The organism is Haladaptatus sp. W1, from assembly GCF_001723155.1.
Lineage (GTDB): Archaea > Halobacteriota > Halobacteria > Halobacteriales > Haladaptataceae > Haladaptatus > Haladaptatus paucihalophilus.
Genome location: NZ_MEIH01000060.1, coordinates 1 through 9,008 on the forward strand (window position 1 = coordinate 1; position 9,008 = coordinate 9,008).

At 63.8% G+C, this 9,008-nt stretch carries 10 protein-coding genes, 1 tRNA gene and 1 pseudogene; 7 read left to right on the forward strand and 5 right to left on the reverse strand.

Annotated elements, in window-relative coordinates:
* Nucleotides 1-267: 267 nt before the first annotated feature.
* Nucleotides 268-480 (forward strand): hypothetical protein, encoded by a 213-nt coding sequence (locus BG842_RS03225; protein WP_069449660.1) that lies wholly within the window; start codon nt 268-270, stop codon nt 478-480.
* 53 nt (nt 481-533) lie between these two features.
* Here the strand turns inward: BG842_RS03225 and BG842_RS03230 are convergent.
* A tRNA-Met gene (locus tag BG842_RS03230) sits at nt 534-685 on the reverse strand.
* Nucleotides 686-971: 286 nt separating this feature from the next.
* Between BG842_RS03230 and BG842_RS03235 the strand changes: the two genes are divergently transcribed.
* Nucleotides 972-1,985 carry a hypothetical protein gene (locus BG842_RS03235; protein WP_254662863.1) on the forward strand — a complete coding sequence of 338 codons (1,014 nt, stop codon included), beginning with the start codon at nt 972-974 and terminating at the stop codon, nt 1,983-1,985.
* 27 nt (nt 1,986-2,012) lie between these two features.
* Here BG842_RS03235 and BG842_RS03240 read toward each other — a convergent pair whose 3' ends face one another.
* Nucleotides 2,013-2,375: a DUF5830 family protein gene (locus tag BG842_RS03240; RefSeq protein ID WP_069449661.1), complete on the reverse strand. Its 363-nt coding sequence runs from the start codon at nt 2,373-2,375 to the stop codon at nt 2,013-2,015.
* 86 nt (nt 2,376-2,461) lie between these two features.
* Here BG842_RS03240 and BG842_RS03245 point away from each other — a divergent pair, with 86 nt between their 5' ends.
* Nucleotides 2,462-3,106: a TVP38/TMEM64 family protein gene (locus BG842_RS03245; protein WP_069449662.1), complete on the forward strand. Its 645-nt coding sequence runs from the start codon at nt 2,462-2,464 to the stop codon at nt 3,104-3,106.
* 25 nt (nt 3,107-3,131) lie between these two features.
* Here BG842_RS03245 and BG842_RS32425 read toward each other — a convergent pair whose 3' ends face one another.
* A complete protein-coding gene (locus BG842_RS32425; RefSeq protein ID WP_256388496.1) occupies nt 3,132-3,254 on the reverse strand; it encodes an HVO_2523 family zinc finger protein in 123 nt (40 codons plus the stop codon).
* 203 nt (nt 3,255-3,457) lie between these two features.
* On the opposite strand from BG842_RS32425, the gene BG842_RS03255 reads away from it, so the two are divergent.
* Genes BG842_RS03255 through BG842_RS03270 form a run of 4 tightly spaced genes read left to right on the forward strand, consistent with a single transcriptional unit; the run spans nt 3,458 to nt 5,989 of the window.
* The gene (locus tag BG842_RS03255) at nt 3,458-3,910 is read left to right on the forward strand and encodes a PGF-CTERM sorting domain-containing protein (RefSeq protein WP_069449664.1); all 453 of its coding nucleotides are present in this window, start codon (nt 3,458-3,460) and stop codon (nt 3,908-3,910) included.
* 3 nt (nt 3,911-3,913) lie between these two features.
* Nucleotides 3,914-5,389, forward strand: a complete 1,476-nt coding sequence (locus BG842_RS03260; protein WP_069449665.1) for a molybdopterin-dependent oxidoreductase — start codon at nt 3,914-3,916, stop codon at nt 5,387-5,389.
* A gap of 40 nt (nt 5,390-5,429) precedes the next feature.
* Nucleotides 5,430-5,705, forward strand: coding sequence for a winged helix-turn-helix domain-containing protein (locus tag BG842_RS03265; protein ID WP_007983673.1), 276 nt, complete (start codon nt 5,430-5,432; stop codon nt 5,703-5,705).
* Nucleotides 5,702-5,989, forward strand: a complete 288-nt coding sequence (locus BG842_RS03270) for a hypothetical protein (RefSeq protein WP_007983675.1) — start codon at nt 5,702-5,704, stop codon at nt 5,987-5,989. Before BG842_RS03265 ends, BG842_RS03270 begins: the two co-directional genes overlap by 4 nt.
* 86 nt (nt 5,990-6,075) lie before the next feature.
* Here BG842_RS03270 and BG842_RS03275 read toward each other — a convergent pair.
* Both BG842_RS03275 and BG842_RS03280 read right to left on the reverse strand, forming a co-directional pair.
* A pseudogene (locus tag BG842_RS03275) lies at nt 6,076-7,893 on the reverse strand (adenosylcobalamin-dependent ribonucleoside-diphosphate reductase); the annotation flags it as partial.
* A gap of 158 nt (nt 7,894-8,051) precedes the next feature.
* A complete protein-coding gene (locus BG842_RS03280) occupies nt 8,052-8,933 on the reverse strand; it encodes a homoserine kinase (protein ID WP_069449666.1) in 882 nt (293 codons plus the stop codon).
* Between the last annotated feature and the right edge of the window lie 75 nt (nt 8,934-9,008).

Sequence of the window (9,008 nt, forward strand, 5' to 3'; positions counted from 1 at the left end):
CGGTCGAATCGGTCCACCTCACGGTGAAATCGGGGTCGGCAGCGCGAACCGGCGACGATTCGACCGATTCGGGGAAGGAGAAGACGGGGAAGAAGAAAGCGAAGCGAACGCTCACGCCCCTGAGCGCCTGATTCCCTTCCCGACGGGTTCCCGTCATTGGTGACGGGACACGGACGCGGACTTTTTTGCCGTCGTTCTCGACGGCGGTGACGGTTTCTGGACGATACGCAAGCACCCGCTTATCGCCTCGGAGCGCATGCAGTCGGTATGGGTGGGGACTTGCTCATTGATTTAGACGAAGAGAGCTGGATCGCACTGGCGAAATACAACTTACTGCTCACGACACTGTTCGGCCTGCTCACGCTGGGCACGAAGTACGCGTGGGGTAACGACGCGCTGTTACTCGTCGAAAACGGCGCGCTGACGCTGGTGTTCGGAAGCGTGCAAACGTACTGCTGGTTGGTCGCACCACGAGCGTGATGGTAACCGTTGCGGGAGTAGCCGTTCGACTACGGGAGTGAAAATTTCGAAAATGCCCGGGGAGGGCTCCGAACCCTCGATCTCCGCATGTCCCAGATTCGAGACCTGGCAGGGCCTCGCGGGCGCATGGGAGGCTTCCAAGGCCTGAGCGCCAAATCTCAGAACCCTATGAGTGCGGCGCTATGTCCAGCTAAGCCACCCGGGCTCGATTACGGGTAGGGAACTGGTACTCTTTAAAGTTCCCATCTCCATCGAGGATGATACGGGACTGTACAGTGTCCATTGCCACCCCGTCACGCGATTTCGAGCGGTCGATATCGCAAAATATGTTCGAAAAGACACCAGTTTTGTCACTGTCGTGTCTACCCATCGGTTTTAAGACATGGGCCTGACCATTCCCACCATGAGCATTCCGGGAATCGTCCAGTCCAGCCTCGGAGACGAACACGTCGCGGCGAAAGTGCCCCTCGGGGGGGGAAGACATCCTCTACGTGACACCGACGCGGACGCTTATCTATCGCGCTGACGGCCTGCTCAGCGACGAATCCGTCGAGGAGTACCCGCACGACGCGGAGCGAATCACGGTGTCCGAGGGGCGACGAAAATCGACCATCACGCTCGATTACGGTATCGACGGCACCGAGAAGTTCAAGATTCCGACGAAGCGTCTCCACGACGCCCTGCATCCCGTCATCGCGGGCGTGTTGAACGGTGCGGGCGTTACCGACTCGAACGAACAGGTCCTCCAAACCTACCAGTTCAGCGAACTGACGCTCGTTCTCACCAGCGCACGCGTGGTAAAACACGTCGGCGAAGCGATTTGGGACACGGATTTCGAGCAGTTCCACTTCGCGGACGTGACGAGCCTCGACGTGGAGGAGGGCAACGTCTCCTCGCAAATCATCATCGAAGCGGACGGACGACCGCAGCGCATCAAAACCCCGAGCGACCGAACGCGGGAGGTCCGCGAGCGAATCGAGCAGGGACTGCTCTCCTACCACGACGTGGGAAGCTACGCCGAATTCGAGCAGACGGTCGTCCCCGACGACCCCGAACCGGACGCCGACGAGAACGTCTCGTTCGCGGAGGACGACGACGTGTTCGGCGGCGGCGTCGAACCGCTCAACGCGAATCCCCCCGAACTGAACGACAGCGGACAAATCGTCGAAACGCCGACCGCCGACCCGCTCGGCGGCGAAAGCGAGAGCGTGAACGGCGGTGGAGCGGGGACCGTCGCCGCCGAAGCTACACCGACAGACTCGCCGTCCGCCAGCTCCGGAACCGTGACGAATACCGTAGCCGACGGGATGCAGACCGACGAGGAGGAACCGGACGAAACCGTCTTCGCGGACTCGGGCTTCGAATCGGCGAGCGAGAATCTGGACGACCCCGTGGAGGCCCAACTCGCCGCGCTCACCGAGACGGTCGAGCGACAGAACGAGCTACTCGAACGGCAACAGAAGACGATAGAGCGACTCATCTCCGAACTCAGCCGCGGTCGATAAGTTTTCTCTCCGTCGTTGGACGGGACGTCACTCCCGACCGGTGACCTTCCGGATGCACGACGACCCGAAGGGACCGAGTTCGCCCGCGTCGAGTTTGATGAAGTGCCCCGTCGAGATGCCGGTACCACAGCGCCGACAGGTGAAGTCGCCTTCCTTGGTCACGACTTGGCTTTCGAATCGGACGAACCCGCCACCGGTCGGGCGGATGATGCCATTTTCCCGCTCGATGACGCCCCGTTTTTCCGCCTCGTCCAGAATCGTCCGCGTCGTCGTCGGGTCGGTCGTGATGGTTTCGATGCGGTCCACCGCTTCCGCGACCGACAGCTTCGGGTGTTCGACCTTGCTCAACAGTTCGACCCCCATCGCCACGGGGTCGTCGTCCGATTCCATCGTCTACGAATCTCGCGTGAAGCGGATTAAACGTTGCGCGGTCGGGTGGAAAGAACTTAGCCACTCCTCGGGCTACCTTGGGTCGAATGGAATTCTCGGGGAACAGACGACAGGTGGCCGGAGTGGGGTTGGTCGCGCTGGTCGTCGTCGCTGGCGTCCTCCTCTCGCCGGAAGTCGTCCTGCAGCGGGTGCGTCGCGTGACGCACGACCCGCTTCTCGCCGCGGGGTTGTTTCTCGGCGTCTACCTCGTCCGACCGCTGTTCGCGTGGCCGACCACGGTGGTCGCCGTCGCGGTCGGCTACGTGTACGGGCCGGTCGTCGGGTTTCCGGTCGCGCTCGGCGGAACCGTGATGAGCGCCTACCTTCCCTTCGCCGCGGCGCGCTACTTCCGCGTCGATTCGGGAGTGTTCGGTCGCCTCGGCGACTCGGGCGAGCGATTCTTCGACGCGACCGGCGACTTTCGCGGGATGGTCGCCTCGCGGCTCGTCCCCGCCCCCTCAGACGCGGTGTCCGCCGCCGCCGGGTTGTCGAACGTCCCGGACCGCTCGTTCCTCCTCGGCACCGCCATCGGGGAAGTGCCGTGGATGGTCGTCGCCGTCCTCGCCGGTGGCTCGCTCGACACGCTCTCGGTCCACGAAATCGGGAAGAACTGGGCGGTCGTCGCCGTCGTCGGTATCGGCGGACTGTTCCTGTTGGCCGGACCCGCCTACCGCGCCGTCACCGACGATTAGTCGGACGCGTCCGCGCAATCGACGACTAGTAGAACGTGTCCGCGCAGTCGTAGACGACGCCGTGCTGCGGGCAGACGTACTTGCAGTGGCGGTGGAACATCGACGCACCGCACAGCGGACAGGGCCGTCCCTTCGGCGTCTCCTCCATGGGGGAACAACGACGCCCGACCGGTATCACGTTTTCCGTCCGCGAGCGTCGCGTAGGGTCGCCGCTCGGTTTTTCTGCAGCCATCTCATATTCGGTTAGCATCACACAGTTGGAAGAGATTTGGAAGGGAGTAGGAGAGAATCGGAAGAGAGTGGGCGAGAGTTCGAAAAACGGCTATTTAACGGGAAGCGGTCGGTTCGGATATGCGATTCAAACGCATACACGTGCTGGCAGTCGTACTGATGATTTGTGCCGTTCCCGCGACGGTGAGTGCGGCGACGGCCGCGAACGACGTTTCGAGCGCGCCGCTCGCGCAACAGACGACCACCACGGACACGATGGGCAACGGGACCATGGACGACAACATGACCACGACGACGGACTCCATGGACGACGGGACGAGCGATGACCAGATGACGACAACCGAGACGATGGACGACGGCATGGGCGACGACAACATGACGGACGGGACGATGACCGACGACGGAATGACCGATGACAACATGACCGATGACAACATGAGTGACACCACGACCGACGGCATGAACGACGGCGAGGAGGGCGGAAACTCGGACACCTCCTTGCCCGGATTCGGCATCGTGGTCGCGCTCGTCGCGCTCGTCGGCGGCGCGCTGTACATCGCACGGAACCGGTGAACCATGACCACAGAACAGTCCCCCACGAACTCGCTCGCGGACGTGGCGGCCGACGGAGCGGTTGCCCTCGCCGCGGGCGTCGCCGCCGTCGCCGGGTCGTACGCTGTGGTCGGCTTCACCCCATCGTTCGTCGCCGCGCCGGTCAGCGATTTCGTGGTCGCAACGACGCCCAGCGCCGTCATCGCGTGGTCGATACAGACGCTCGGCGACCTCGGCGACCAACTCGGGTTCCTGCTGGCGCTCGTCCTGACCATGCTCCTCTTCGCGGTGACGGCGGCGGTCGGCGTGCGAATAGCCGACACCGCCGACCTCCCCGCCGCGCCGGTCGCCGGACTCCTCTGTGTCGCACCCGCGCTGGCGTTGACCGGCGCTCCCGGTTCCGCGCTGGCCGCCGGAGCGGGTGCCGGGTTCGTCGTCGCGGTGGCTCGATTCGGTACGACGGAGACGGAGTCGGTCTCGGAAACGCGGCGGAGCATCCTCCGAGCCATCGCCGGGGCGGTCGCGGTCGGTGCCGTCGGCGGCGCGCTCGGGTCCGGGAAGGGCGACGACGCGCCGAAGCAGACGGGACCAGTCAGCGCTGACGTGGAGTCGCTCCTCGACGAAGCCGACGCGAAATCGCTTTCCATCGACGGTCTCGAAGGGCTAGTGAGCCAAGAGTTCTATCAGGTGGACATCAACAGCGTGGACCCGGTGGTGTCCGCGGAAGACTGGGACCTCCGGGTGACGGGGGGCGTCGAGGAGGAACTGCGCTTTACCCTCGACGACCTCGAATCGATGCCCGAGGAACACCGGTTCATCACACTCCGCTGCGTCGGTGAATCGCTGAACGGCAAGAAGATGGACAACGCGCTCTGGACGGGGGTGCCGATTTCGGCGCTGTTCGAGGGAACGACGATGCCCGACGAATGTTGCGTCATGTTCCGCGCCGCGGACGACTACTACGAGGAGTTCCCGCTCTCGGCGCTCGAAGACGGCTTTTTAGCCTACGAGATGAACGGCAACCCGCTTCCGCGCTCGCACGGCCACCCCGTCCGGGCGCTGATTCCCGGTCACTGGGGCGAAATCAACGTCAAATGGATTACCGAAATCGAAGTGCTGGAACGGGAGGCGGAGGGGTACTGGGAGAAACGCGGCTGGCACGGGACGGGACCGGTCAACATCGTCGCCAAACTGCACGCCGTCAACCACCTCGACGACGGTCGTGTGCAAGTCGGCGGGCACGCATACGCCGGGACGCGCGGCATCGAACGCGTCGAGGTGTCCACCGACGGCGGCGCGTCGTGGACCGACGCCCGCCTCTCCGAACCGCTTCCCGGAACCGACGTGTGGCGGCAGTGGGAGCACACCTACGAACCGTCGGGGTCGCACGAGGTCGTCGTCAGAGCGACGGACGGAGAGGGAAATCTGCAGTCCGCAAACGAGACGGACGCCTATCCAAACGGCGCGTCCGGGTGGGTGTCGGAGCGTATCGAGCCGTAGATATATCTGGCTGCATGACCCTCTCCCAAGTGACCGTTCGATGGACAAGGCGCTCTGGTACCTACTCACGGCGACGCGCGGCGGTGAGAACCGCGCGCGCATCATTCGCGCCCTCTCGGAGCGCCCACGGAACGCGAATCAGCTGGCGGAATCGCTCGACGTGGAGTACAAGACGGTTCGACACCACCTCGACATGCTCGTTGACCACGGCGTCGTCGAGCCCGGTGACAACGAGTACGGGAAACTCTACTTTCTCACCGACCGGTTCGAACACCATCGGGACGCGTTCGAGGAGATAATGGAGCAGATAGAATGAACTCGATACAACTCGCAAGCGGACTCGCGGTCGTGAACATCCTCCTGCTGGCAGTGTTGGTGGCCGTGTGGGTGCGAAGCTATCTGAAGTTCCGCACCTCGCTCGTCCTCGGCCTGCTTGCCTTCGCCCTCGTGATGCTCGCCGAGAACGCCGTCGCTATCTACTACTTCTTCGGCATGAAGATGTTCTACTCCGGCGACCCGGCGGTTCAGCAGGCCGTGCTGGTGCTCCGCGCGCTCCAACTCGTCGCGCTCGTGTTCCTGACGTGGGTGACGGTGAAGTAGCGGGGACGCGGAATCGAGAAAAACGGAGAGAAGAAGGATAGAAGAGCAGGAGAAGCGGAAAATCGACTAGTTCCTTCGGATGCTATTTACGAGCACTCGCTCCAGCCACACGACTCGCAGGTCTTGCAGCCTTCCGAGAAGTACAGCGAGAGCGAGCCACACTCGGGACACTCGGGGCTTTCGCCCGCGTCGATGAGCGACTGCGAGGCGTCCTTTTGCGTCTCCGTCTCCACCGCACCGCCGTCGGCTTCGGTGTCGTCGGCCGTCTCTTCGAGCGTCTTCTGTTGCGGGTAGGATGCCTTCTCGATTTCGCCGTCGAGGTAGCGCCGCATGGCGACGCCGATGGCGTCCGGGATGGAGTTAATCTGCTCGCCCTTGTCCCACGCGACCTTCGGACTGCGGATGCCCTGCAGGTCGGAGGCGATTTCGTTCGGGTCAACGCCGCTGCGGAGCGCGTAGCTGATGACCTTCGCCAACGCTTCCGTGAAGGAGTTGGTGAACCCGCCGGAGTTGCCGATGGTGGCGAACAGCTCGAACGGTTCGCCGTTCTCGTCCTCGTTGATGTTTATGTACATCTTGCCGTAGCCGGTGTCCACGCGCTGAGTCACGCCGTGGAGCACATCGGGCCGGGGACGCTCTTGGGCGTACGCGCCACCCGTGACGCCCTCGCCCACGAGGTCGTCGAGTTCGGTGCCGAGCGCGGCCTGCACGTCCTCGTTCTCGATGAAGCCTTCGACGCCGCCGAAGACTTCCTCTATCTGCTCGACGATGGTTTCCGCCGCCTCCTCCTCGTCGGCGAACTCGGCGTTGTCGGCGCGCGTGGTGAGCACCTGCTTCGAGCGCGTGCCGTCGCGGTAAACCGTGACGCCCTTGCCGCCGTGGTCGTAGATGTAGCGGTACACCTCGTCCATGTCCTCCTTGCTGGCGGAGTTCGGGAAGTTGCAGGTCTTCGAGATGGCCGAGTCAACCCCCTGCTGACAGGAACACTGCACCGCGGCGTGTTGCTTGCCGGTGAGGTCGCCCGTCACGACGAACAGTTCGCCGATGGCGTCCGGGACGGTTTCCAGCCCTTCGACGCCGGAGAACTCGTTGTTCGCCATCTGCGTCTGGGCCTCTTCTTTCACCGCGTCCACGTCGATGTCGTTCGCCTCCAGCGTGCGGAGGAAGTAGTCGTCGAACTCGACGAGCATCTCGTCGCCCTGCACGTCGTCGGAGACGTTCTTGTAGTAGGCGACGTTGTAAATCGGCTCACAGCCACCCGTGGTGTTGCCGACCATCGAGGTGGTGCCCGTCGGCGCGATGGTGGTCGTGTTGTGGTTGCGGACTGCAAAGCCGTCCTTCCACTTCTCGGCATCGAGGCCGGTCTGCTTTTCGAACCACTCGGTGTACTCGGTCGGATTCGCGTACTTTGAGTCCTCCCAGTCGTTGAACGACCCGCGCTCCTCGGCGAGTTCGTGGGAGGCCCACTTGGACTCGTGGTTGATGTGGGTCATCAACTGCTTTGCAATCTCGTTGCCCTCCTCGCTGCCGTAGCGGACGCCGAGTTGGATGTACAGCTGGGCCAGTCCCATGATTCCCAGTCCGATTTTGCGCATGTCCCGGACCTTCTGTTCTATCTTCTCGACCGGGAAGTCGGACATCGTGACGACGTTTTCGAGGAAGCGGGTGCCGTACTCGATGCGGTGGTCGAACTCCTCCCAGTCGATGCCCTCGCGGAGGAAGGCGTCGACGGCCTCCGAGAGCGACCCGTAGTTGTCGCCGTTCTCGTCGTACCAGACGCGCCAGTCGGGGGCGTCGAGGTCGGCGAGCGTCGAGAGGTTGATGTGGCCGAGGTTGCAAGCTTCGTACTCTTCGAGCGGCTGTTCGCCGCACGGGTTCGTCGCCAGAATCCGGTGGTCCGGGTGTTTCTTCATGCCGAACTTGACCGGTTCGAGCGAGACGTCGCAGTCGGGACAGCGGTCACGACTCATCATACGAGAACCATTTTCACGAGAAACCGTGGGTGTTCCGTTTTCCTCAACCCCACCGACCCACTGACCCACCGACCCGCCGACTCACGGACTCACCGACGTTCTATCGTCGCTCCGCCCCCGACGGCGGTCGGATAGGCGCGCGCCTCCACGTCGGCGTCGGAGAACGCGTCCAACATCGCGCTCGCAACCGCGCTCTGCCCGTCGTCGTGACAGACGGCGAGGACGCTCGGTCCGGCTCCGCTGACCGCGACGCCCGTCGCACCGGCGTCGAGCGCGGCGGTTCGCACCGCGTCGAAGCCGTCGATGAGCGACGCCCGCGACCCGGTGACCGAACCGTCTTCGAGACCCGTTCCGACGAGTTCCGGGTCGTCACGGAACATCCCCGCGGTGAGCGTCGCGGCGTTCCCGACGGTATCGACCAGTTCGTCGATGTCCACCGACTGGGGAACGACGCGCCTCGCGTCCCGCGTCGAGACGACGATTTCCGGCAGGCAGGCGACGACAGGAATCGACGCCTCGACTTGCGTGATGGCGTCGTCAGTGACCATCGTGAACCCGCCGAGAATCGACGGCGCAACGTTGTCCGCGTGGGCTTCGCCCGAGACGGCGGCCTCGCCCTCCGCCGCGACGCGGACGAGTTCGCGCCGTGTGAGCCCACAGTCGTAGAGTTCGTTCAGGGCGACGGCCGCGGCGGCCGCGCTGGCGGCGGACGACCCGAGTCCCGACGACGGTCGAACCCCCTTGTTGATCCGAATGTGCGCGGGCGTCCCGAGTTCCTCGGCGACGACGCCCGCCGTGTTCTTCGGCGGTTCAGTCGGGATGTACTGTTCCCCAACGCCCGTCACTTCTATCGTCGTCTCCTCCGCTCGTTCGACCCGAACGATGTCGGCGGGACGTTCCAATGCCAATCCGAACACGTCGAACCCACACCCCAGATTGGCACTCGTAGCCGGTGCCCGCACTGTGACCATGCAAAGGCTATCGAAAGCAACGGACAAAAACCTTCGCCTCGGGGCGGAATCGGCATCCCCCAAACCCGACAACCG

Bases quoted from the DNA above. Each gene is read 5' to 3' on its own strand.
- BG842_RS03225 (WP_069449660.1), top strand. From the start codon at position 268: ATGGGTGGGGACTTGCTCATTGATTTAGACGAAGAGAGCTGGATCGCA.
- BG842_RS03240 (WP_069449661.1), bottom strand. From the start codon at position 2,375: ATGGAATCGGACGACGACCCCGTGGCGATGGGGGTCGAACTGTTGAGC.
- BG842_RS03245 (WP_069449662.1), top strand. From the start codon at position 2,462: ATGGAATTCTCGGGGAACAGACGACAGGTGGCCGGAGTGGGGTTGGTC.
- BG842_RS32425 (WP_256388496.1), bottom strand. From the start codon at position 3,254: ATGGAGGAGACGCCGAAGGGACGGCCCTGTCCGCTGTGCGGTGCGTCG.
- BG842_RS03255 (WP_069449664.1), top strand. From the start codon at position 3,458: ATGCGATTCAAACGCATACACGTGCTGGCAGTCGTACTGATGATTTGT.
- BG842_RS03260 (WP_069449665.1), top strand. From the start codon at position 3,914: ATGACCACAGAACAGTCCCCCACGAACTCGCTCGCGGACGTGGCGGCC.
- BG842_RS03265 (WP_007983673.1), top strand. From the start codon at position 5,430: ATGGACAAGGCGCTCTGGTACCTACTCACGGCGACGCGCGGCGGTGAG.
- BG842_RS03270 (WP_007983675.1), top strand. From the start codon at position 5,702: ATGAACTCGATACAACTCGCAAGCGGACTCGCGGTCGTGAACATCCTC.
- BG842_RS03280 (WP_069449666.1), bottom strand. From the start codon at position 8,933: ATGGTCACAGTGCGGGCACCGGCTACGAGTGCCAATCTGGGGTGTGGG.